Source organism: Chryseobacterium sp. HMWF035, assembly GCF_003094695.1.
GTDB lineage: Bacteria > Bacteroidota > Bacteroidia > Flavobacteriales > Weeksellaceae > Chryseobacterium > Chryseobacterium gambrini.
In genome coordinates this window covers 31965-54102 of record NZ_QEHP01000109.1, presented here as the reverse complement: position 1 = coordinate 54102, position 22138 = coordinate 31965, and the positions used below count along the sequence as shown (strand labels likewise).

At 37.1% G+C, this 22138-nt stretch carries 26 protein-coding genes and 1 pseudogene; 24 read left to right on the top strand and 3 right to left on the bottom strand.

What is annotated here, in order from left to right; genetic code table 11:
- The 8 genes and pseudogenes from DD829_RS16160 to DD829_RS16125 form a co-directional block, all read left to right on the top strand.
- Positions 1–308 (top strand): annotated as a pseudogene (locus DD829_RS16160) (IS5/IS1182 family transposase); the annotation flags it as partial.
- Positions 309–584: 276 nt separating this feature from the next.
- The gene (locus DD829_RS16155) at positions 585–2477 is read left to right on the top strand and encodes a hypothetical protein (protein ID WP_108410722.1); all 1893 of its coding nucleotides are present in this window, start codon (positions 585–587) and stop codon (positions 2475–2477) included.
- A 245-nt stretch (positions 2478–2722) separates the two neighbouring features.
- Entirely contained in the window at positions 2723–3541 is an 819-nt protein-coding gene (locus tag DD829_RS16150; RefSeq protein ID WP_108410721.1) for a hypothetical protein, read from the top strand.
- Between the two features lie 171 nt (positions 3542–3712).
- On the top strand, positions 3713–4108 hold the full coding sequence (locus tag DD829_RS16145; RefSeq protein WP_108410720.1) for a hypothetical protein: 396 nt from the start codon (positions 3713–3715) through the stop codon (positions 4106–4108).
- A gap of 10 nt (positions 4109–4118) precedes the next feature.
- Entirely contained in the window at positions 4119–4850 is a 732-nt protein-coding gene (locus DD829_RS16140) for a CsgE family curli-type amyloid fiber assembly protein (protein WP_084196397.1), read from the top strand.
- 11 nt (positions 4851–4861) lie between these two features.
- A complete protein-coding gene (locus DD829_RS16135) occupies positions 4862–5269 on the top strand; it encodes a curli production assembly/transport component CsgF (RefSeq protein ID WP_076392008.1) in 408 nt (135 codons plus the stop codon).
- 31 nt (positions 5270–5300) lie between these two features.
- Positions 5301–6665: a CsgG/HfaB family protein gene (locus DD829_RS16130; RefSeq protein ID WP_108410719.1), complete on the top strand. Its 1365-nt coding sequence runs from the start codon at positions 5301–5303 to the stop codon at positions 6663–6665.
- 10 nt (positions 6666–6675) lie between these two features.
- Complete coding sequence (locus DD829_RS16125; protein WP_108410718.1) at positions 6676–8187, top strand: carboxypeptidase-like regulatory domain-containing protein; 1512 nt, start codon at positions 6676–6678, stop codon at positions 8185–8187.
- Between the two features lie 210 nt (positions 8188–8397).
- On the opposite strand, the gene DD829_RS16120 is transcribed toward DD829_RS16125, so the two are convergent.
- On the bottom strand, positions 8398–9048 hold the full coding sequence (locus DD829_RS16120) for a response regulator transcription factor (RefSeq protein WP_228408224.1): 651 nt from the start codon (positions 9046–9048) through the stop codon (positions 8398–8400).
- 392 nt (positions 9049–9440) lie between these two features.
- Here DD829_RS16120 and DD829_RS16115 point away from each other — a divergent pair, with 392 nt between their 5' ends.
- The 15 genes from DD829_RS16115 (at position 9441) to DD829_RS23720 (ending at position 19358) form a co-directional block, all read left to right on the top strand.
- Positions 9441–10352, top strand: a complete 912-nt coding sequence (locus tag DD829_RS16115) for an IS1595 family transposase (protein ID WP_116547927.1) — start codon at positions 9441–9443, stop codon at positions 10350–10352.
- Between the two features lie 135 nt (positions 10353–10487).
- Positions 10488–10940 (top strand): hypothetical protein, encoded by a 453-nt coding sequence (locus tag DD829_RS16110; protein ID WP_116547926.1) that lies wholly within the window; start codon positions 10488–10490, stop codon positions 10938–10940.
- Complete coding sequence (locus tag DD829_RS16105) at positions 10897–11433, top strand: YfiT family bacillithiol transferase (RefSeq protein ID WP_108409728.1); 537 nt, start codon at positions 10897–10899, stop codon at positions 11431–11433. The genes DD829_RS16110 and DD829_RS16105 overlap by 44 nt, the downstream gene beginning before the upstream one ends.
- A complete protein-coding gene (locus tag DD829_RS16100) occupies positions 11427–11888 on the top strand; it encodes a DUF1569 domain-containing protein (RefSeq protein ID WP_228408223.1) in 462 nt (153 codons plus the stop codon). The genes DD829_RS16105 and DD829_RS16100 overlap by 7 nt, the downstream gene beginning before the upstream one ends.
- Entirely contained in the window at positions 11885–12262 is a 378-nt protein-coding gene (ytxJ, locus tag DD829_RS16095; protein ID WP_108409730.1) for a bacillithiol system redox-active protein YtxJ, read from the top strand. Before DD829_RS16100 ends, ytxJ begins: the two co-directional genes overlap by 4 nt.
- The gene (locus tag DD829_RS16090; RefSeq protein WP_108409731.1) at positions 12262–12858 is read left to right on the top strand and encodes a Crp/Fnr family transcriptional regulator; all 597 of its coding nucleotides are present in this window, start codon (positions 12262–12264) and stop codon (positions 12856–12858) included. The genes ytxJ and DD829_RS16090 overlap by 1 nt, the downstream gene beginning before the upstream one ends.
- Positions 12859–13032: 174 nt before the next feature.
- The gene (locus DD829_RS16085; protein ID WP_116547925.1) at positions 13033–13260 is read left to right on the top strand and encodes a hypothetical protein; all 228 of its coding nucleotides are present in this window, start codon (positions 13033–13035) and stop codon (positions 13258–13260) included.
- A 212-nt stretch (positions 13261–13472) separates the two neighbouring features.
- The gene (locus tag DD829_RS23725; RefSeq protein WP_165814874.1) at positions 13473–13634 is read left to right on the top strand and encodes a hypothetical protein; all 162 of its coding nucleotides are present in this window, start codon (positions 13473–13475) and stop codon (positions 13632–13634) included.
- Between the two features lie 138 nt (positions 13635–13772).
- Positions 13773–14387: a Crp/Fnr family transcriptional regulator gene (locus tag DD829_RS16080; protein ID WP_228408222.1), complete on the top strand. Its 615-nt coding sequence runs from the start codon at positions 13773–13775 to the stop codon at positions 14385–14387.
- Positions 14388–14667: 280 nt separating this feature from the next.
- Positions 14668–14913, top strand: coding sequence for a hypothetical protein (locus DD829_RS16075; RefSeq protein WP_108410908.1), 246 nt, complete (start codon positions 14668–14670; stop codon positions 14911–14913).
- Positions 14914–14941: 28 nt separating this feature from the next.
- A complete protein-coding gene (locus DD829_RS16070; RefSeq protein ID WP_108410907.1) occupies positions 14942–17077 on the top strand; it encodes a catalase in 2136 nt (711 codons plus the stop codon).
- A gap of 64 nt (positions 17078–17141) precedes the next feature.
- Entirely contained in the window at positions 17142–17642 is a 501-nt protein-coding gene (locus tag DD829_RS16065) for a CinA family protein (RefSeq protein WP_108410906.1), read from the top strand.
- Complete coding sequence (locus DD829_RS16060) at positions 17639–18394, top strand: SDR family oxidoreductase (protein WP_108410905.1); 756 nt, start codon at positions 17639–17641, stop codon at positions 18392–18394. The genes DD829_RS16065 and DD829_RS16060 overlap by 4 nt, the downstream gene beginning before the upstream one ends.
- Positions 18395–18567: 173 nt before the next feature.
- Complete coding sequence (locus DD829_RS16055) at positions 18568–19197, top strand: PA-phosphatase (RefSeq protein WP_108410904.1); 630 nt, start codon at positions 18568–18570, stop codon at positions 19195–19197.
- 23 nt (positions 19198–19220) lie between these two features.
- Entirely contained in the window at positions 19221–19358 is a 138-nt protein-coding gene (locus tag DD829_RS23720; RefSeq protein WP_165796694.1) for a hypothetical protein, read from the top strand.
- 145 nt (positions 19359–19503) lie between these two features.
- Here DD829_RS23720 and DD829_RS16050 read toward each other — a convergent pair whose 3' ends face one another.
- Together DD829_RS16050 and DD829_RS16045 are read right to left on the bottom strand one after the other, a co-directional pair.
- Positions 19504–20013, bottom strand: coding sequence for a pyridoxamine 5'-phosphate oxidase family protein (locus tag DD829_RS16050; RefSeq protein WP_116547924.1), 510 nt, complete (start codon positions 20011–20013; stop codon positions 19504–19506).
- A 138-nt stretch (positions 20014–20151) separates the two neighbouring features.
- The gene (locus DD829_RS16045; protein WP_108411388.1) at positions 20152–20994 is read right to left on the bottom strand and encodes an NAD(P)-dependent oxidoreductase; all 843 of its coding nucleotides are present in this window, start codon (positions 20992–20994) and stop codon (positions 20152–20154) included.
- 350 nt (positions 20995–21344) lie between these two features.
- On the opposite strand from DD829_RS16045, the gene DD829_RS16040 reads away from it, so the two are divergent.
- Complete coding sequence (locus DD829_RS16040; protein ID WP_116547923.1) at positions 21345–21974, top strand: CatA-like O-acetyltransferase; 630 nt, start codon at positions 21345–21347, stop codon at positions 21972–21974.
- Positions 21975–22138: the final 164 nt, after the last annotated feature.

Here is a 22138-nt window from a genome sequence, read left to right as displayed (position 1 = left end):
CTGCTGAATCTTTTGATCGGTAAAACCGTAACGATTGCGATTGAAAAAGGGATTATCAAATCCAAATCTATTATTGTAGATGCCACACACACTTTGTCCAGAAGTAACCCTTTTTCTACGATTGAAGTATTGAGAGAACGTTCTAAACTGCTTCGGAAAGCCGTTTATCAGTTTGATGAATCGTTTAAAATCAAGATGCCTTCAAAAAACACGGATAATGATTTGACTAAAGAACTTAAGTACTGCAAAGAGCAATTGAAAACGAACCCTCTATCAGTGAAATCCCTTCGGTAAAGGAGAAACTAAACCCCGCTCTCGCGGATTTGTAATCCGTGAGCAACAATAAATAACCCACCGCAATTGCGGTGGGTTTTATGTTTTAAAAACCTTAAAGAAATAAGACAGACAGCTAATAGAAATCATTGCCTGTTTTATTTTTATGTTAATAAATATCTCTTAAAAAAACCAATATATTTACAGCTATACAGACCATTTGGGAAATGTGCGTTTAAGCTACTTTAAAAACCAGAATGGCAGAGCAGAAGTTCTTGAAGAAAACAACTTCTATCCTTTTGGGATGAAGCATGAAGGATATAACCAGACAACCGGAAATTTCAGATAATTCAGGATATTATCCTGCCGCAACACTGTACAAAAACACCGTTACCGATGAGGACGGAAATCCTATAACGGAATTTAAAAACGGACAGGGACAGACGATTCTGGTCCGCAGAAATGACGGGGCACAGAATGTGGATACATATTACGTGTACAACGAGTACAGCCAGCTGGCTTTCGTCCTTTCCCCGAAAGCGGTAAAACAGATTTCAGATAACAGTAACCTGATTACGGATGCCATTTTAAACGAGCTCTGCTACCAGTACCGGTACGACGGAAGAGACCGTCTGGTTGAAAAAAGACTGCCCGGAAAAGAATGGGAACTGATGGTCTACGACAAACATGACCGTGTGGTGCTCACGCAGGATGCGATCCTGAGAACAGTAAATAATACCTTCGGAAGCAAAGGCTGGCTTTTTACCAAATATGATGAGTTCGGAAGAGTGGCGTATACCGGTTTCTTCTCCAACACCGCATCGAGACAGGTGATGCAGAATGCCCTGAACAGCATGACTGCCAATGCCTACAATACGGAAAGAAGATCCTCCACCTCCTTTAATCTGCAGGGGCTGGACGTATACTACGACAAACAGGCATTTCCTACAGGAAGCATGACCCTGCTTTCGGTTAATTATTACGACACCTACCCTCCCGAAGCTCCGGCAGTTCCGGCAACGGTTCTGGGGCAGCATACGATGAAACAGACGCTGGGAAGCAGTGAAGATGCTTCCACGATGGGAATTTTAACCGCTGCCTACGTTAAAAACATCGAGGACAAAAACTGGACGAAAACCTACAGCTATTACGATTCGACGGGAAGAGCAATTGCCACCAAAAGCACCAACCATCTCGGAGGATACACCAACACCGAAACCGAGCTGGATTTTGCAGGAGTTCCCAAGCTTTCTAAAACGTATCATAAAAGATTAAGTACAGATACTGAAAAAGTGATTACCGAAACTTTTGAATACGATTCTCAGAACAGGTTGGTAAAACATTATCATCAGGTGGATAGTAATCCGCAGGAACTACTTGCCGAAAACACCTACAACGACTTGTCTCAGCTTGTGAATAAGAAAGTGGGAAATAATCTTCAAAGCATCGATTACACTTACAATATCCGCGGATGGATGACCAAGATCAATGATCCGGCAAATCTTACCGGAAAACTGTTCGGGTATAAAGTAAAATACAGTGAAGTGGAAGGGCTTGAAACGCCCAATACAGACTTTTCTACTCTGAAAGTAAAACCGAAATACAACGGCAATATTGCGGAAGTAGACTGGAGAACAGGAACAACCACAGGAGACAACCTGAGAAGATACGGCTATGTTTATGATGGAGCGAATAGATTACTGGCAGGATTTTACCAGAAAGATACCAATCCTTCTGCAAAGGAATACTTCGAAAAGATGGAATATGATCTTAACGGAAATATATCCAATCTGAAAAGATCGGCGCAATCTCAGCAAGGTGCTTCTGCATTTAATATTGATGATCTTGGCTATATTTATACCGGAAACAGGCTGACTTCCGTTACCGATTCCTCCACAGATTACAGAGGCTATCCCGATACTTCAGGAAACACGATTTTCTACGACCTGAACGGAAACATGAAAGATCATAAGGATAAAGGTATTCTTCAGATTGATTATAATTTTTTAAATCTTCCGAAATACATTAAGTTCAGTGATTTTGCAAGTTACGACAGGAGCAATAAAGTATATGTAAATACGAATTATCTTTACAGAGCAGATGGCGTAAAGATGAGAAAAGTACATAATTATAAGGATCCTTGCTGTCCTAAACACATCATTAGGATTTTGTTTAAAAGAATCATCAGTATTAATTGCAGATAATATTTTACTGTCAAAGATTTCCTTTTCTCAATCTTATGAACTCGATGAAATGAGATTTTTCGTGAGAAATCATAAGCTCAACCCGTATTTTCCCCTAATCAGAACCCGTGATGCGGTAAAACCAGCAAATGGTGACAAAACCGTACTGTAATCGGTGATTTTTAAAATTTACCATTTTATTGTGGTTCGCGGAGTTTCTGTACAGCCTACCTTTGTCTTACTATTAACCAATTAATTTTAATAATATGAAAAACTTAGTTACAGGTGTATTTACACTATTGGCCATGGGGTTCACATTTGCACAGGCAAATATGGACATGAGCACTCAAAACGGAAACATGAACGTTGCTACAGTAGACCAGACAGGTCTGATGAACGTAAATCAGTTGAATCAGGATGGTAACAGAAACACTGCGGATATTGATCAGGTTGGAATTTTAAACACAAATGAGGCAGAAAGTTTAGGAAACCGAAATGCTGTAGACGTAGAGCAGACCGGTATCGGAAATTCAAATCTTACAAGCCAGACCGGAAATCGTAACGAAGCTACAACATGGCAGGTAGGTATGCTGAATTCTACACAGCAAACACAGCTCGGAACAAGAAATGAAACATCTTCTACACAATGGGGAAATATGAATACCGCTGTTCAGTATCAGGACGGGGTAAGAAATGATGCTTCCTCTTTCCAGTGGGGGAATAGCAATGCTGCTACCCAGATCCAGTTAGGACAGAGAAACGAAGCTTCTTCCACTCAGGTAGGTGATGAGAACACTTTGCTGCAATATCAGCAGGGTAATGATAACGGTGTGACAAATATTCAGACAGGCGATAACAACATTGCTGCAGCCTTCCAGGTGGGAGACGATAATATGGCAATGGGAAGCCAGACAGGAGACGACAACCTGTTGGTTCAATTGCAGATCGGTGATGGAAACAGCGCTATGAATACACAGTCCGGTGACGGAAATCTGGCGGCGGTAAGCCAAAGCGGAGATGCACACATCCACGTTGGAAATCAAATAGGAAACAATAATTCTTTAATGGTTAATCAATCAAATTAGTACTTCTGTAATCTGAAGTTTGGGAGAGACTGCGGTCTCTCCTTTTGATTTTTTAACAGCCATTTTCAGTCGGTATTTCTACGTAACTGAAACCAGTGATTTTAAAAGATTACCGATTACACGTGTTTTGTGCCATGTTACATTAGACTAACTTTATCAAAATTAATAATCATGTGTACTCTAAGATGGGGTGTCTTTGCAATGTTCTTTTTCCTATCTGTAAAATCTCAACAGATAGATTGGGACAGGATTAACAGCAATAATGTTCTCAGCGTTATCGCTGTACAGAATCAGGATCTTGCAGCTTCCTCCGATATTATTCAGATGGGTAACGGTAATCATGCAGAGCTTTCCATCAATGCCAAAACAGATATTGCGGTGATACAGTCGGGAGACTATAATGCGCTTTACTTTGTGAATTCATTTTCGGAAGCAGAAACAAAAACTGCATTTACAACTCAAGGCAATAACAATATTATTGATATCACGGGAAGTAACAGTATATCCGAAGGTTTGCAGATCCACGTAAAAGGCGATAACAAAACCATCTTCATGAGGAATTATTAAAAATCAGGTGATGAAAAACAGGTTTTCCTTTATTTTGTGTACTTTTTTTATCCTTCTGTCACACACCACTTTCAGTCAGGAGGATAAAAAAGTCACGGTAAAAATAGAAAGCAAAGTCGTTGAAGACCAGATTCAGCTGAAAGCAGTGGTTGCCAATAACACCTCAATCTATGCAGAACTGAATTATCTTCTGATTTCAATTAAAAAAGGAAACGGAGGAAACCTTTCCAATAACAAGCAGAGCGGTAAATTTTCAATTAATCCCAACGAAGTAAAGGTTTTGTCTGAAATAAACGTAAATCTTGAAAAGAAAGACGCTTTAAAAGCTTTTCTCTATGTAAAAGATGAAGAAACCCAGAAGCTTATTGCGAAAGACAGCCTCGAGCTCAACGGAGATTTGTTCAGAAAGAAAATTGCAGGAATTGAAGAAGATGTTTTTTTCGAATTAAAAGGTTTAACGATTGATGAAACCAAAAGCAAAGTAGGAAAAGACTTCTATGATATGTTTTATATGAATTACAGCCAGATTCAGGATAAACTCAATGCCGCTGTAAAAATTTCAGAACTTCCCGTCCGCGGAACCAACGGACAGATCAATATCGAAATTGAAGATAAAATTATATACAGTTTTATAACCAACCCAAGCGAAGATTACCTGAAAGAACAGTTGGTTGCCACTTTAAAGTATATAAAAGAATTTAATGCTAAAAAAAATCTGATCAAGAATGAATTCATCTATTAATAACACCAGCCATGAAAACTCTTATTACTCTACTCAGCATTTTTGCGGGAATTTTCTCAGGAAAAGCACAACAGCTCGTTTACAAACCCATTAATCCCGCTTTCGGAGGAGATACATTTAATTATCAGTGGCTTTTAAGCTCTGCCAATGCTCAGAATCAGTTTGATGATAAAAAAAGCAACAGCTTACTCGATAATTTTAATTCTCTCGACAGCTTCAGCCAGAGCCTTAACCGTCAGGTTTTGAGTGAGCTGTCCAGAAAATTATTTGCAGACCAGTTCGGAGAAGGAAGTATTCAGCCGGGAAATTACTTGTTCGGCTCCATGTACTTACAGATTACCGCTACCGCTCAGGGACTGCTGATTAACATTTTGGATACCAAAACAGGCGATCAGTCCGAGATTGTTATTCCAAAATAAAGAAGATTACCAATTACTAATTTTTTTGACCATGAGATCCACAACCTACACCAGAATTTTTTTCTGGGTGATAATGCTGTGCATTCTACAGGCATGCAGCTCTTTGCTCGGATTACCCTCCAGTCCGGAAAAGTCTACGCTTGGCGAAAGCACGCAATACACCACAGAACTTAAAAATTTACCCTTGCCCAAAGAAAAAATCGTGATCGGAGTATACAAATTCCGGGATCAGACAGGGCAGTACAAACCTGCAGAAAACGGAAACAACTGGAGTACAGCCGTTCCGCAGGGAACCACCACCATTTTAATTAAAGCATTAGAAGACAGCAAATGGTTTGTCCCGATTGAAAGAGAAAATATTGCCAATCTTTTAAACGAAAGGCAGATCATCCGTTCCACAAGGCAGGAATACCTTAAAGATGCCGATAAAAACAGTCAGGCATTGCCTCCGCTCTTATACGCCGGAATTTTACTCGAAGGAGGCGTTATTTCCTATGACAGCAATATTATGACGGGCGGACTGGGTGCACGATATTTCGGAATCGGTGCTTCTACACAATACCGACAGGACCGGATTACCATTTATCTTCGTGCCGTTTCTACATTAAATGGCGAAATTCTTAAAACTGTTTATACTTCAAAAACCATTCTTTCCACAAGCGTTAACGGAAGTTTTTTCAGATATATCGATACCGAAAGATTGCTGGAAGCAGAAGTCGGTTTAACGCAGAACGAGCCTGTTCAGCTTGCCGTAACCGAAGCTATTGAAAAAGCGGTAAAAGGGTTGATTGTAGAAGGAATTAAAGATAAGATCTGGGGGAAATCAGCCGATAATATCGAGAATTATCAGGCAATACTGGATGAATATGACAGAGAGCAGCAAAATAATGTAAACAGAGCGATCGGAAATAAATTTCCGGGCAGTTACCGAAAGAATTTTGCTGTTTTCGGAAACGTGGAAGCACAAAAAATTAAAGACGATTACGTAAATCCCAAAATGAATATTGGCGGAAAACTGGGTTTTAAATATTTCATGAATCCTAATTTCAATCTTGAATTCAATTCAAACGTATTTACATTAGAAAATGAAAACATTGTAAAAAGAACTTTCCTTGTTCCGGAAATTAATATCGAATATCTGCTTTTCCCGAAATATAAATTCACACCCTACATTTACGGTGGAGCAGGAGTGATGTATTCTGAGATCAAACCTCAGTACAAAGCACAGTTTGGCGGCGGCTTCGAGTATATTTTTGCTAAAAATATAGGCTTAAGAGCATCTTCTCAGTACGATCTGGGGTTTAAAGATGAATGGGAGGGGCTTATCAACGGGCAAAGAAAAGATCAGGCACTGAGATTTTCGCTGGGACTTAATTTTTATATCGGTAACCAATAAACCCTGAACTATGAAAACAATACTTAAAATATTCAGCATATTTATTTTTTTCCTGCTTCTGTTTTCCTGCAATGAAGAGCTTGTAGATCAGGCACAGACAGGAACGCTAAAAGGGAAAGTAGTGAAAAGAGGAACCAATGCCCCGATTGCCAATGTGAAGATTTTCACTTCTCCCAGTACACAGACTGTGTTTTCCGCAGCAGACGGATCTTTTGAAATTACAGGAATGCCTATCGGGAATTATTCTGTAAAAGCAGAACTTACCGGCTACGTTACCAATTATCAGGCGGTTAATATTCAGACCAATAATCAGGCGGTGAGTGTGGTTTTTGAAATGGATGATGACAAATCTTTAAATTCTCCTCCCACAGCTCCGGTATTATTAAGTCCTGTTGATAATGCGGTCAGTCAGCCTTTAAGTGTAGAACTTACATGGAATGCAAGCGATCCGGATACCAAAGACGAACTTACATACAGTTTAACAATTAAAAATAACGTTAATACAAATGTGGTTCAGGTAAATGATGTCACGGTAAAACATTACACCCTTTCCAATCTTAATTACGGAGTAAGCTATTTCTGGCAGGTTTCCGTTTCAGATGGGATTCATCCTCCGGTGATGAGTGCCATCGGTAAATTTACCACCAGTACAGTTCCAACGAACCGCTATCATTATGTTCGGAAACTCAACGGTAATCTGGTTATTGTTTCCAGTGATGCTTCAGGAACGAACTTTCAGTTTACCAATTCTTCTTTCAACAGTTGGCGTCCGAGAAAAAATAATAATTCAGGGCTGGTTGCTTTTTTAAGAACTGAAGGCGGAAGCAATCATATTTACACTGCAAATCCAGATGGTTCCAATCTTTTTAAAGTAACCACAGTGCCGGTTGCAGGCTTCAGGAATGATGAGCTGGATTTTTCCTGGAGTACAAACGGACAGGAGTTTTTATATGCAAATTTTAATAAATTATACAGAATTAATAAAGACGGAAGCGGTCTCAGTCTCGTTTACACCACGCCGGACGGAAGCATGATCTCCGAGTGCGACTGGAGCTATGACGGAACTAAAATAGCATTAAAAACCAATGATTACAGCGGTTACAATTCAAAAATTTACGTGATTGATATGCTGGGAAATGTTCTTAAAACCGTTCTCACGGGACTTCCCGGAGCCAGTGGCGGACTGAATTTTTCTGTCGACGGACAAATGCTGCTTTATTCGCGGGATATTTCAGGATATCAGGATACTTCCGGTAATTACAGACAACTGGATTCCCATGTTTTTGTCTATAATCTAACAACAAACACAAACCACGATATCTCGGTGGAAAGCGATAAGGTGATGGGAACCAACGATCTCGATCCCAGATTTTCGCCGAACAATGCTCAGGTAATTTTCATGAATACTTCTAATGATAACATCTCCCAACGGAATGTTATGGTTATTGATCTGAACAGCTCGATGACGGATCTCACTAGAGCTGTTCTTTTCAGTAACGCGGAAATGCCGGATTACGAATAACGTTTATGAAATTACTTATCTGTGAATGGCCAATTCAAAGACATTCAGTGCGAATGGTTAGCTGTCAATCCTTAATTACCATTTGCCTGTAATGTACAATTGGCTGTTCACCTTTTAATCGGAAACATTTTTTGATTTTTTCATGGTTCTTAAAAGGAAATTCCAAACCCGTAAGTTTGGAATTTTTTAATGAAAAAAAGGAGCTGTCGCTTAGTCTATGATATGATTTTCCAATGCATATTTTACAACTCCTACCGAATTTTTTACATTCAGTTTTAAAAGAATTCTTTTTCTGTGTGTTTCTACCGTGTTTATGCTTATGAAAAGTTTTTCAGAGATGTCTTTGCTGCTGAGTCCGTCGCAGATTAATTTCAGGATTTCCATTTCGCGCCTCGTTAACGGATCTTTTATTGAGTTTTTCCCCGTGTCCTGTTCGTTGCTGATGAAATTTACCATTCTGTCTTTTGCATGATTGCAGACATAAATTTCATTGGAAAGTAGGGCCTCGATTGATTTTATAAATTCATCGTAGCTGCTGTTTTTATCCAGGTAGCTTTTGATGCCTTTGTTGAATAATTTCCGGATGTCGATCACATCATAATCGTTTCCTATAATAATAATCTTAATCGCTTTATTTTCGGTGGTAATATTTTCCACAGATTTATATAGTTCCGTAAAAATCAGCATATTGGCACTGATCATGAGAAATTCCGGCGGATCGTCCTTCAAAAGTATTTTTAATGCTTCCGGGCAATTGCAAATATCAATTGTTGTGAAAATTCCACTTTGTTCGAGAAGTTTTGAGAGTCCTTCCGTATACAACAGAGGTTCGTCGAAGATGGTTAATCTTGGTCTCATCATGATTAGTTTTAGTTTATATAAAAATAAGAAAAAAACATAATATTTTAATAAATATAATCAAAAAATATATGATTATTGTAGTTAAATGTGTAAAATATTTTATTTTTTTATGATTATTTGATAAATAATTCCCTTTAATTTGAGTTTTGAAGCCAAATTGTAGAGTTATTGATGATGAAGTTTCGTATTTATAGCGGTTTTGAATGGTTCATTTCAATTTAGAAAAATATTTAACTAACACTTTTGGGATTTGTTTTACCGGAAAATTTATTTAGCCAGAAATGAAATTAGTTTACTTTAAGATGAAGTTTTTAATCTTTAGAACATTAATTTATTGAATATCCGTAATTTCACCTAAATTTAGTAAATTTGCGTATAGTCAATTGTTTAAGATGAATATATTTAGTTTTAGTGCTCATTTTGGGACAGAGGAAGATTGCCGTCACCACTTCAAAGAACAGAGAGATTTGCAAGGTATAAATTGTTTGAAATGTGGAAACAAACAGCATTATTGGAAGCAAGACAAGTGGAGCTATGAATGTAAGAGCTGTAAATACAGAACTTCCCTACGTAAAGGAACCATTATGGAAAACTCTAACTTATCGTTCTTGATTTGGTACAAAACGATGTTTTTGATGAGTGTTACAAAGAAAGGCTTTTCCGCAAAAGAAATCCAAAAACAATTGGGATTAAAGAGATATGAGCCCGTGTGGGCAATGGTTCACAAACTTCGTAAAGCAATGGGAAACCGTGATGCACGATATACTTTAGAAGGGATGATAGAGTTTGACGAAGCCTATTTTATAGTAGAGTCTAGCGAGATAGAACAGCAAAAAGGACTTCGCGGAAAAGGTGCAGTTGGGAAGCAAAATGTTGCAATGATGGCGGAGTCTACACCGTTAGAAGATATTAGAACAGGAAAAACGGAAAAGCAAGTCCGCTTCTTTAAAGCGAAAGTTTTAGATGGTCACAGCGGCGAAGAAATTAATGAGACTATTCAGGAATCCATTGATAATCAAAGTATTATTTTTACTGATAAAAGTACCTCTTATGTGGACATTGCAGATTTTGTAGAACTTCATATTATGGAAAAAAGTTCAAAAGAAACCACAGAAGAAACCTTAAAATGGGTTCATATTGCTATCAGTAATGCCAAAAGAAATCTTCTTGGCAATTACCATAAAATAAAGAGAAAATACCTCCAACTCTATCTCAATGAGTTTATTTACAAGTTAAATCGAAGATATTTTGGAGAAAAGTTATTTGAAAGGCTGATTATTGCTAATATCACAGCTTTAGGTTAGAAAACGGATATTCAATTAATTATTGACGATAATTTTATAAAATTTGAAAATAAAGATCAAAACAATGATTTATTTACGATTATTAACAAGGAAGATATTGCCGGAATTCGCTATGGTATTCATTTTATAAGAGGTTTGAAGTTTTATATTGGAAGAGAATATTTAATTTTTATCCAAAATAAATCGGGAAGGGAACTTAAAATTAATTTCAAGCTTTTTTACAGAAGAAAATTAACCGAAAAGCATCATTTATATTGCGATATTATTGATGAATTGTGGGATAAGTTTATTCGAGATATTACAAGTAATTATTATTTAAAATTCAAGAATAATGAAAAATTCAGTGTTTCAGGAATTGAAATTGCTGAAGACAGAATCAGATTTAATAAGACAGAAATTTTGTTTGAAGATCTGGAATTAAAACAATATCACCATCATTTTATGATTTTCTCAAGAGAAGACAATTATAAAAACAGAATGTTATACTACTTAAAAGATAAAGACGCTGTTATTCTGTTTAGCGTATTAAAAACTATAATTAAAGATGAGCAACTTAGAACAAAAGAAATTTCCCATAGGTCAGTTTAAACAGCCTGAAAATATCTGCGACATAACGCTTGATGAATATATTAAAGTTATTAAAGATTTTCCGGGAAGACTGAAAAATCTGATTGAAGATTTCAGCGACGATCAGCTCGATACCCAATACAGAGAAGGCGGATGGACGGTAAGACAGGTGGTGAATCATCTGGCGGACAGTCATATCAACAGTTTTATGCGCCTTAAACTCGCTCTTACGGAAGAAAATCCTACGATAAGGCCTTATGACGAAGCAAAATGGGCAGAACTTCAGGACAGCCAGAATATCTCAATAAAACCCGCCATGAGAATGCTGAAAGGTACTCACCAGAGATGGACGGCTCTGTTAAAAAGCATGACCAACAAACAGTTTGAAAGAACTTTTCATCATCCGGAACACAATAAAAACTATAATCTGAGAAGTTATCTTGCGTTGTACGCATGGCATTGCAATCATCATTTTGCACACATCGAAAATCTGAAGAAAGAAAAAGGTTGGTAAAGAAAAGTCTCCATAATCCTGAAGATTTTAAGGAAATTATAAACAGGATATCCTGCCTGAAAGAAAATTCGCCAAAAAAGTGGGGAAAAATGAATGTCAGCCAGATGATGAGACATTGCAGTGATGTACTTTTAGTGCCACAGAAAAAGGTAATACTTCCTTCGATACATAGTGTTTTTCGGTGGATAGGAATTGCCACAAAAATAGAAATGCAAATTTTTAACAACGGAATTCCCCGAAATATGCCGACTTTTCGAAAACTTATTGTTAATTTTGAGTGTGATTTTGATGCAGAAAAAGAAAACCTTCTGAAAATACTCTGCGATTACCGCCATCATTTTGAAAACGGAAATTTGCCCCTTCATCACGAACTTTTTGGAAGAATGAAAGAGAAAGACTGGGGATTTTTAGAGTATAAACATCTGGATCATCACTTAAAACAATTTGGGACATGAGTTTTTTTGATAAAATATTTGGCGGAAAAGGAGAGACTACGGAACAGAAATCATTCTGGAAAAAGATAGAATCCGAGGAAGACCTTCAGAAAGCCGTTGAAAGTTCTTTTCAGCACAGGATTGCAATATTCAAGCACTCAACAAGTTGCTTCATCAGCAAAACCGTGTTGAGAAATTTTGAAAAAGAAATAGAAAATCTGGATCAGAAAATAGATTTATATTACTTAGATTTGCTGGCGCACAGACCGATTTCCAATAAGATTGCAGAAGATTTGGGAGTAACGCACCAAAGTCCGCAACTTATTGTGATAGAAAACGGAAAAGCCATTAATAACGCTTCACACCAGAGTATATCGGTAGACCAAATTATATAATGACGAATATCAATAATTATTTAGCAAGAGTTTTAAATGTTCCTTTAGAAAAAGTGAATATGTGCAGTCTGCATTATGAAGTGAAAAAAGTGCAGAAAAATCAGTTTCTTTTACAATACGGGGAAGTCTGCAGATATATTTATTTTGTAGAAAAAGGACTTTTGAAAATGTATTCCATCGATAAAAACGGGAAAGAGCATATCATTCAGTTTGCGCCGGAAAGCTGGCTTACTTCAGACCGAAGCAGTCTTTATTTTAATGAAAAATCTGTTTACTATATTGAAGCCGTAGAAGATTCGGAAGTGCTTCTGCTGCATCCGGATTTCATCAACAAACTGATCGGAGAATTCCCCGACAGCATCGAAAAAAGTGATATTCTTCTTCAGAAACACATCAAAAGCCTTCAGGACAGAATCAATTCTCTTCTTGCGGAAACTGCGGAAGAACGATATATGAAGTTCATTAAAATGTATCCGGATTTGCTTTTGAGGGTTCCACAGTGGATGATCGCCTCTTATCTTGGCATTACTCCGGAAAGTCTGAGCCGCGTTAGAAAAGAACTTGCAAGAAAAAACTTCGTTCCGGACAGCAAATAATCTTTTGAATAAATTTATTTAGACTTAAAATTGGTTTAAGCCTATTTAATAATTAATTTCATATAATTCTCAGATTTTCATTTGAGTATCAATTTTTCTTATGACCAAGGTCATAAACATTTAACATAATATTATCCTACTTTTGAAAGATCACACCACTTAAAATATAATATTATGAAATGTATCCTGTCAATTGCCCTTCTTGGGCTTCTGGTATGGAGTTGTCAGAAAAAAGAAAACTCAACAACTTCCGATTCCGGTTCTGGCTATGATTCCGCCACGATAACGGATTTTTCTGTTAATGCAACCACAACAATGTCTAATGATTCCATTCCTTTGGCAGACAGTACAACGGTACGTTCCACAGGAAAGAATGCAGACAGTACAAAAACGGCAAAATAAATTTCACATAATTAAATGAAAAACCCGTTTTCATTTTAAGAAGCGGGTTTAACTTGAGTAACGAATTTTTATTCTGAAGACAATATTTTTTATCGAGTATTCTTTAAACGTAAATAAATTTTGGGTGCGATTTTTGCATATATAAAATATATTTCCAATTTTATTTCTACTGAGAATGCTTTATAATTAAAGAAACATTAAAAATAATTTATATGATTATTAAAGAAGAAATTTTGCATTCAGTAGGAGCGAGTATCAAAGACTACAAACCTTCGGAAAACAGATTTACCGAAGTAAGCCATCCCAATTATTATCATCACCTCATCAGAGGAAAGGTTAAACTCAGCACCGTTTATGAGACAACAGATGGCTGATCTTACTGGAAACTCCCGTCTAAACGAGTAAGCTCATGAGAGAAAACAGACTGTAAAAATCAGAAAACGGAAAATAATGTATTAAATATAGAATTTGTGGTCTTTTTTTTGTAGAAGAATTGTTAAAATTCTAAAAATATGAAAACTATAAGCTGCATGAATATTGATCCTGAATTATTATACACATTCGGAGCAGAAGATAGATTTTATAAAGCAAAGGAAATAATCTATAAAGAAGGAGACAATGCCTTTTATTACTATCAGATTGTCAAAGGAAAAGTAAAGCAGAACAGCTATAATGAAGAAGGCAAAGAGTTTATCCATAATATTTTAGGAGAAAAACAAAGCTTTGGAGATCCCATGCTCTTTTTAGAAAAATTCTACGTGATGAATGCAATATGCATGACGGATGTAGAAATCATAAGGCTTACAAAGAAAAATTTCATGGACCTTTTGGAAAAAAATCCGAAAATTTCTCTGGAAATGAATTCCTGCCTTTCACAAAGATTGTATTTTAAAGCGATCATGCTGCAGAATATGTCTTCCCAGAATCCTGCTGTAAGGCTGAAAGGTCTGCTGGATTATCTTAAAAGTTATCATGAAGGAGACTGCGAACAGTGTTTTCATGTGGATCTTACAAGACAGCAGATTGCCAATCTTACCGGATTACGCGTAGAAACGGTGATCAGAACCCTGAAAAAAATGGAAAAAGAAGGCAGTTTAAAAATAGAAAGCCGAAAAATTTTATATTAATCAGATCAATATGACTGAAGTCATAAAAACGACACATTTTCAGTCGTAGATTTATTATCTGTTTCACTTACATTACTTTGGATATTTACAGATCACACTTTCAAAGCGGATCGGGTAAATACTTTAAATCAAATTCAACATAAGAAAATAGCAGGAGCCTGAACTTTATCCGATCAGGATTCGGGGGAATGTTTAACTCATAATACTCTTCCGGATTACCTCTTTATTTGTGATTATGCAGAGAGGTAATCTTTAATGAACATCAAACACCAAAAAAATCATGGTAGCCAAAACCACAGATAATAAAGATAAAAGTAACGCCGTAGATTCTTCATCTGAAAAAAGCAGACAGACAGAAAATAATGCCGTGAATGAAAGTGAAATGGACAATTCTTCGCTTCACAGGTTCTTTATTTCAGCAATAAAAGATATTTATTTTGCTGAAAATGCACTTATGGATGCTTCAGACCAAATGAAAAAGGAAGAACTAAAAGAAACTTCTAAAGATACACATAAGCCATCTTGAAAAAGATAAACCACAAAATAGTAAAATTATGAAAGACAAAAAACCGACGAATGATAAGCTGGATCAGCTCGCGTCGCACACCACATCAAATGACGAAACAAAACTTACAACCAATCAGGGTCTTAAAATTAATGATAACCAGAATTCCCTTACAGCAGGAGAAAGAGGTGCCACTTTACTGGAAGATTTTATTCTGAGAGAAAAAATCACTCACTTCGATCACGAAAGAATTCCGGAAAGAATTGTTCATGCACGCGGATCGGGAGCGCATGGCGTTTTTACGCTGAAGAAAAGCCTTAAACAATATACAAAAGCTAAATTTTTAACTGAAGTAGGAAAAGAAACGCCGGTTTTCGTAAGATTTTCTACCGTTGCGGGAAGCAAAGGAAGTACAGATTTAGCTCGGGATGTAAGAGGCTTTGCCATAAAATTTTACACAGAAGAAGGAAACTACGATCTCGTAGGAAACAATATACCAGTTTTTTTCATTCAGGATGCCATTAAATTTCCGGATCTTGTACATGCCGTAAAGCCGGAACCACACAACGAAATTCCACAGGCTGCTTCTGCGCATGATACCTTCTGGGATTTTATTTCTCTGATGCCCGAAAGTATGCACATGATTATGTGGGTAATGAGCGACAGAGCAATACCGAGAAGTTTCAGCAGAATGGAAGGTTTTGGCGTTCATACCTTCAGATTTATTAACGATGAAGGAAAAGCTCATTTTGTAAAATTTCATTTCAAGCCGAAATTAGGAGTCCATTCCGTAGCCTGGGACGAAGCACAGAAAATTTCGGGAGTAGATCCGGATTTTCACAAAAGAGATCTTTGGGAATCTATCGAAAGCGGTAATTTTCCGGAATGGGATTTCGGAGTACAATTAATTCCCGAAGAAGACGAAGATAAATTTGATTTTGATCTTCTCGATCCTACGAAAATTATTCCTGAAGAAGAAGTTCCGGTAGAGATTTTCGGGACCTTAACATTAAACAGAAATCCGGATAATTTCTTTGCAGAAACAGAACAGGTGGCTTTTCATCCGGGACATCTTGTTCCGGGGATCGATTTTTCCAACGATCCACTTTTGCAGGGAAGATTATTTTCCTACACAGATACACAGCTTTCAAGATTAGGTTCGCCCAATTTCCATGAAATTCCGATCAACAGATCTGTAAATCCCGTTCACAACAATCAGCGCGACGGACACATGAGACAGCAGATCGTGAAAGGAAAAGTAAGCTACGAACCCAATTCCATCGGAGGAGGATGTCCTTTTCAGGCAATGATGTCGGAAGGAGGATTTGCCTCACATCAGGAAAGAGTTTCAGGAACAAAAATAAGAGCCCGAAGCGAAAGTTTTGTAGATCATTACTCACAGGCAAAATTATTTTACAACAGCCAGTCCGATTATGAAAAAACACACCTTCAGAACGCCCTGATTTTTGAACTGTCGAAAGTTACCATTCCGGAAATTCGGGAAAGAGTGGTCGGACAGCTTAATTTTATTGATAAATCTCTGGCGCAGACTGTTGCTTCAAAAGTAGGAGTTGAGGTAAAAGAGCTGGAATTTCCAAACCAGAGTCTTCCGGCAGACAGCAACCCTGCAGATCTGCAAAGTGAAGAAAGAGAAGCCCATACAAGAGCTTCTGAAGCCTTGAGTATGGCAAATACTGTAAAAAATACAATTCAGGGAAGAAAAATAGGCTTTATTGTCGCCAATGGAGCAGATTTTGGCATTATAAATGATTTAAAAAATAAACTGGAAGATCAGAATGCAGTTGTAGAAATTATTGCACCAAGTTTGGCTCCGGTAAAGACAGATAAAGAAGATGCTTTAACACCGAAACATTCTCTTACAAGCACGGCAAGCGTATGTTTTGATGCCTTGTTTATAGGAGCGGGAGAAGAGGCAGCCAAGGAGCTTATGAACGCAGAAAACAAACACAAAGTTTTGCATTTCATCAATGAAGCATATCAACACTGCAAAGCAATTTATTTTGGGGAAGGCACAGAAGCAATTTATAAAAACAGCAATGTCGCAGTAAAAAAGCATGAAGATCCTGCCATTGTAACCTGGAAAGATTCTGATCCCGACCATAAATTTACGGAAGCCATTGCCAACCATAGAGTATGGGAGCTTGAAACTGAAAGAAATGCATAATAAATTTTGATCTGCACAGACAGAAATTTTATACACACCACAACCACTTAAAATATTAAAGATTATGGAATTTCAAAAAAACCTCTTAGATTACATCAGTCAGTCGCTCATAACCGCTGATGAAACCATTTCTGTGGTAGAGAGCGTTACCTCCGGCTGTTTACAGCTTGCCTTTTCACAAATGCCCAATGCATCATTGTTTTATAAAGGCGGAATGACCACCTACACTTTACCCGAAAAAGTAAGACTGCTGAACGTAGATCAGACCGAAGCCGAAGAATGCGACTGCGTGTCGGAAAATATCGCAGAAACAATGGCTTTAAATGTCGCCAAATTTTTCGAATCCGACTGGTCTATTGCGACAACGGGATATTGTACGCCGATCCGTAATTCCTCGTATAAGATTTTTGCCTACTTTTCTTTCTCGTACAAAGGAGAAATTGTATTGACTAAAAAACTGGAACTTCACCCAAAAACACAGGCACTGAATGCTCAGCTGTACTATACCGAATTTATTTTAGGTTGTTTTAAAAGTGAAATCAACCAGCTTTTAATTTTAAAATGATGAGGGAATTGAAATTAGACAGTAAAACCGTCCTTATCACCGGAGCCGACAGCGGAATCGGAAAAGCTGTAGCCCTGCTTTTTGCTGAAGAAGGCGCAGATATTGCGATCATTTATCATTCGGATGAAAAAAATGCCCGCGAAGCAAAGTCAGAAATTGAAAATCTGGGCAGAAAATGCTCTGTTTTCAAAGGGGATATTAATGATTATGAATTTTGCGAAGAGGTAACCTCAAAAGTAATTTCAGAATTCGGAAAAATCGATATTCTTGTGAACAATGCGGGAATTCAGTTCCCTTCGAAAAATATTGAAGAGCTGGAAGAAAAAAATATCCGGACAACATTCAATTCAAATATCATCGGAATGATTTTGTTAACCAAAGTTGTATTTCCGTATCTGAAAGAGGGGAGTTCCATTATTAATACGACATCTGCAGCGGCGTATCAGGGACATCCTGAACTGTTGGATTATTCAGCAACCAAAGGAGCCATTGTTTCCTTTACAAGATCTTTAGCATTACAGGCAAAACCCAGAGGAATCCGCGTGAATGCAGTAGCTCCGGGACCGGTAACAACGCCTTTAACAGAAGAAACTTTTGATGAAGAGGAAGAAGACCCGGACAAACCTCCTTTCGAAAGAAACGCTACACCGGAAGAAGTTGCCACCAGTTTTCTTTTCTTGGCAAGTGAAGACGCAGCACAGCTTACCGGACAGGTTTTTCATCCCAACGGAGGAATTGTTGTTAACGGATAACTTTGCCTTATTCTATAAATTAGCTTTAGCCCGCACATTTGTGTGGGTTATTTTTATTTAGCTTGGATAAGAATTAAGATTAATTTTAAATGTCTAAACCACCTTCTCCACAATTCACTTATCTTTGATAGGAGATACAGATCATTTTTTTGATCATTAAAATCCTTTATCTTATGAGAAAATTCTGTACAGGATTATTTTTATTGGTTAGCAGTTTTCAATGGATCTGCGCTCAGGAAACAGACAGTCTGCAGTTTAAAGATAATGCAGATTCTGCAATGGTTCTGAAAAGTCTGCCTGAAGATAAAACACATCAGTTCAGCTATAAAAAGCTTATCGTTCCTACCGTACTTATTTCCTACGGAATTGCCAGTCTGAGTATTGACGAACTAAAAACACTGAATTCTTCCACGCAATATGAAATAAGCGAACATAAACCGGATCATATTAAACTGGATAATTATACACAGTTTGCTCCCGCAGTTTTGGTTTACGGGCTGAATGCCTTCGGAGTGAAAGGAAAACATAATTTCCGCGAAAGAAGCATTATCTACGGAACTTCCATGATGATCACTTCTGCCATCACCATTCCGCTGAAACACGCCGTAAAAGAAGAAAGACCGGATCATTCCAACAGGCTTTCTTTTCCTTCCGGACATACAGCCATTGCATTTGCATCGGCGCAGTTTATGTTCAGGGAATATAAAGACCACAATCTTTTGCTGGGAATTTCAGGATATTCTCTGGCGGTTTTTACAGGAGTGTACAGAATTCTGAAGATAAACACTGGTTCGGAGACGTAATCGGTGGCGCAGGATTCGGGATTTTGTCTACCGAACTGGCGTACTGGCTTTATCCGAAAATCAATAAACTTTTAGGCGGAAATCCGGAAAAATCTCAGGCGATGATGATGCCTTACTATCAGAAAGGAAATGTAGGAATAGGATTTGTGAAGAATTTTTAATCATCAGACAAAACAAAAGCAGTGAATTTCTCCACTGCTTTTTATCTTAATTTTTTAGTCTGCTTAAACTTTTTATTTAACTAAAAAAGGTACCGTATTAATACACAACTATTTTTTTTTTTAGTTTAAACAAATTTTTATTAGCTTAAACCGTTGCTTTTCCTTCAACGCCATCAGAATTATCGGTCGTATTTCCTGTAATCGCTGCCGCTACAAAATTGAAAAGACTCACCAGTTTTCCTGCTTTCGTATTCCAGTAATACGTTTCTTTAGGTTCTACACGGATGATGGATACATTCGGGTCATCTTTTCCTTCCTCAAACCATGCTTTTGCCATGGGTGACCATTTGTCTTCAATCGTCGATTTGTCTTTGTAGATGGTAGCATCTCCGTAAACCGAAAGATATTCGTAATCAGAATTATTCATAAAAAACAACTGCACTCTTTTATCGTCTCTTATTTCAAAGTTTTTGTTGCTTGTATCTCCGCTGATAAACCAAAGATTTCCTTCGTCGTCGGTTTCCTGAAGTGACATCGGACGCGAATTGATCGGAAGTTTATCCAATTCTGTACAAAACATACAGATTCTTGCCTTTTCAGATAATTCTTTAATTTTTTTAACCGCTTCCGTGTGGGTAAGATTTTCTGTTGACATAATATTATATTTTAGTGATTGATTTTCTATTAAAACTGAATTTTAATTACTGTTGTTTATTCAAAAACCCGACCACAATTGAAAAATTTAACATAAAAATAACAGAAGACGATATATTTTCAGAAGATTTTTGTTGAGCTATTTTTTCAGATAATTAATGATTCCGATCACATCATCCTTTCCAAAACCTTCATCATGAGCAGACTGATACGTTCTGATTAAAGTTTCCGACAACGGAAAATCTGCCCCTGCATTTTTAGCCAGAAGAATATCTTTCAGCATCAGATCCAAAGCAAAAGCGGGATCGTAATTTTCTTCTGTTAAAAGCGGCGTTTTTACTTTGGTAGCGCCACTCCCGCTTGCACTTTCATTAATAATTTCAAGCATATCTTTACGGTCGATTCCCAGTTTATCCGAGAACAGCACCGTTTCTGCAAGTCCCTGATAAATTGCTGAAAGAAAATAGTTCACCGAAAGCTTCGCGGCAATTCCTTTTCCGTTTTCTCCCAAATGTTTAATGGTTTTTCCAAGCTTTTGCAGATAAGGTTCGGCTCTTTTAAGATCTTTTTCCTCTCCACCTGCCATAATCAGTAATGTTCCTTCTGCAGCAGGTTTTGTACTTCCTGCAACCGGAGCATCGATAAAACCGGCTTCTTTAATTTTTACCGCACTCGAAATTTCTCCCGTCATTTCCGGCGAAATCGTACTCATATCAATAAAAAGCTTTTCCGAAATATCAAGTGAAAGAATTTTCTGATAAACGTCTTTCACTGCGGCATCGTTCGTAAGCATGGTGAAAATAATATCGCTGTTTTTTACCACATCTTCAACGGTATCGCAAACAATAGATTTTTCTTTAAAATCTTCCGCTTTTTCGGGCGTTCTGTTATAAACCGACAGTGTAATTCCTGCTTTTTCTAAATTTTTTGCCATGGGATGTCCCATATTTCCCAATCCGATAAATCCTGTCTTTTCCTTCATTTCCAATAGTTTTGTTGAAAAACTTGTTTAAACTTTTTTACCGCAAAAGATGCAAAAGATTGTAACACTTTAGTTGTTTAAGTTTAATACTTAAATGGAAAAAAGAGCACATAAGTTAAAAAAAGTAAAAGATTTTTTTCTCTTTGCAGACTTTTGAAACACTTAAAATAAATCCAATAAAGTCTTTTGTATCTTTTGCGGTAAAATTTAAAATTAGTTTACACAAACTTTAAATAATAATTTGAATTTTTTAATGCAAATCCTGTACAAAAATACGTTGCAGAATACATTTATTTCTTCAGAACTTTTATAATTGATAAAACTTACAGACATTTGCAAAAAATAGAGCAGTGAAGATTATAGATATGGAGAGCTGGAACAGGAAAGAGCATTTCGAATTTTTTTCTAAAATGAAAAGTCCGTATTTCGGATTTACTTCGGAAGTAGACTGTACCAAAGCTTATGATGAGGCGAAAAAGAATAACCAGTCGTTTTTTGCGGCATATCTTTACAAATCTATGATTGCCGTAAACTCTGTAGATGCGCTGAAACTGAGAATTGTAAATGATGAGGTAATTTTATATGATGAGGTTCATGTAGGAAGCACAATTGGCAGAGAAGACGGAACTTTCGGATTTTCTTTTTTTCATTTTTCTGATGATTTTGAAGTTTTTAATGAAAGACTTCAGGAACAGGTAAAAACCGTACAAAATTCTACAGGACTCGGAATCAGCAATGATGGTTTGCCGATCAATCATATCCGACATACTTCTATTCCGTGGACATCTTTCAGCGCGCTGCTGCATCCTACGAATTTCGACCCTAAAGAATGTATTCCCAAGATAGCCTTCGGAAAATTCAGCGTGAGAGACGGGAAAAAATTTCTTCCTGTTTCCATAGAAGCGCACCACGGTTTGGCAGACGGATTACATCTTGCGCAGTATTTTGAGGAATTCCAGAAACAACTGAATCTTGGGTAAATACATTTTAAAATTCCATTTTATATTTTACTTTTTCTGCATACATCTCTGAAGCGATCTTTTTTGTTGCTTTAGAATCTGCATTGTTGCGGCTGTAATTCCCATATTTCACTTTTTAATTACGGTATTGATCGTAATCATAAAAAAAGATGACAAAAACTTCT

Excerpts from the sequence above, each read along its gene's own strand:
- DD829_RS16155 (WP_108410722.1), top strand. The coding sequence starts at position 585 with ATGAAGGATATAACCAGACAACCGGAAATTTCAGATAATTCAGGATAT.
- DD829_RS16150 (WP_108410721.1), top strand. The coding sequence starts at position 2,723 with ATGAAAAACTTAGTTACAGGTGTATTTACACTATTGGCCATGGGGTTC.
- DD829_RS16145 (WP_108410720.1), top strand. The coding sequence starts at position 3,713 with ATGTGTACTCTAAGATGGGGTGTCTTTGCAATGTTCTTTTTCCTATCT.
- DD829_RS16140 (WP_084196397.1), top strand. The coding sequence starts at position 4,119 with ATGAAAAACAGGTTTTCCTTTATTTTGTGTACTTTTTTTATCCTTCTG.
- DD829_RS16135 (WP_076392008.1), top strand. The coding sequence starts at position 4,862 with ATGAAAACTCTTATTACTCTACTCAGCATTTTTGCGGGAATTTTCTCA.
- DD829_RS16130 (WP_108410719.1), top strand. The coding sequence starts at position 5,301 with ATGAGATCCACAACCTACACCAGAATTTTTTTCTGGGTGATAATGCTG.
- DD829_RS16125 (WP_108410718.1), top strand. The coding sequence starts at position 6,676 with ATGAAAACAATACTTAAAATATTCAGCATATTTATTTTTTTCCTGCTT.
- DD829_RS16120 (WP_228408224.1), bottom strand. The coding sequence starts at position 9,048 with ATGATGAGACCAAGATTAACCATCTTCGACGAACCTCTGTTGTATACG.
- DD829_RS16115 (WP_116547927.1), top strand. The coding sequence starts at position 9,441 with ATGAATATATTTAGTTTTAGTGCTCATTTTGGGACAGAGGAAGATTGC.
- DD829_RS16105 (WP_108409728.1), top strand. The coding sequence starts at position 10,897 with ATGAGCAACTTAGAACAAAAGAAATTTCCCATAGGTCAGTTTAAACAG.
- ytxJ (WP_108409730.1), top strand. The coding sequence starts at position 11,885 with ATGAGTTTTTTTGATAAAATATTTGGCGGAAAAGGAGAGACTACGGAA.
- DD829_RS16090 (WP_108409731.1), top strand. The coding sequence starts at position 12,262 with ATGACGAATATCAATAATTATTTAGCAAGAGTTTTAAATGTTCCTTTA.
- DD829_RS16085 (WP_116547925.1), top strand. The coding sequence starts at position 13,033 with ATGAAATGTATCCTGTCAATTGCCCTTCTTGGGCTTCTGGTATGGAGT.
- DD829_RS23725 (WP_165814874.1), top strand. The coding sequence starts at position 13,473 with ATGATTATTAAAGAAGAAATTTTGCATTCAGTAGGAGCGAGTATCAAA.
- DD829_RS16080 (WP_228408222.1), top strand. The coding sequence starts at position 13,773 with ATGAAAACTATAAGCTGCATGAATATTGATCCTGAATTATTATACACA.
- DD829_RS16075 (WP_108410908.1), top strand. The coding sequence starts at position 14,668 with ATGGTAGCCAAAACCACAGATAATAAAGATAAAAGTAACGCCGTAGAT.
- DD829_RS16070 (WP_108410907.1), top strand. The coding sequence starts at position 14,942 with ATGAAAGACAAAAAACCGACGAATGATAAGCTGGATCAGCTCGCGTCG.
- DD829_RS16065 (WP_108410906.1), top strand. The coding sequence starts at position 17,142 with ATGGAATTTCAAAAAAACCTCTTAGATTACATCAGTCAGTCGCTCATA.
- DD829_RS16060 (WP_108410905.1), top strand. The coding sequence starts at position 17,639 with ATGATGAGGGAATTGAAATTAGACAGTAAAACCGTCCTTATCACCGGA.
- DD829_RS16055 (WP_108410904.1), top strand. The coding sequence starts at position 18,568 with ATGAGAAAATTCTGTACAGGATTATTTTTATTGGTTAGCAGTTTTCAA.
- DD829_RS16050 (WP_116547924.1), bottom strand. The coding sequence starts at position 20,013 with ATGTCAACAGAAAATCTTACCCACACGGAAGCGGTTAAAAAAATTAAA.
- DD829_RS16045 (WP_108411388.1), bottom strand. The coding sequence starts at position 20,994 with ATGAAGGAAAAGACAGGATTTATCGGATTGGGAAATATGGGACATCCC.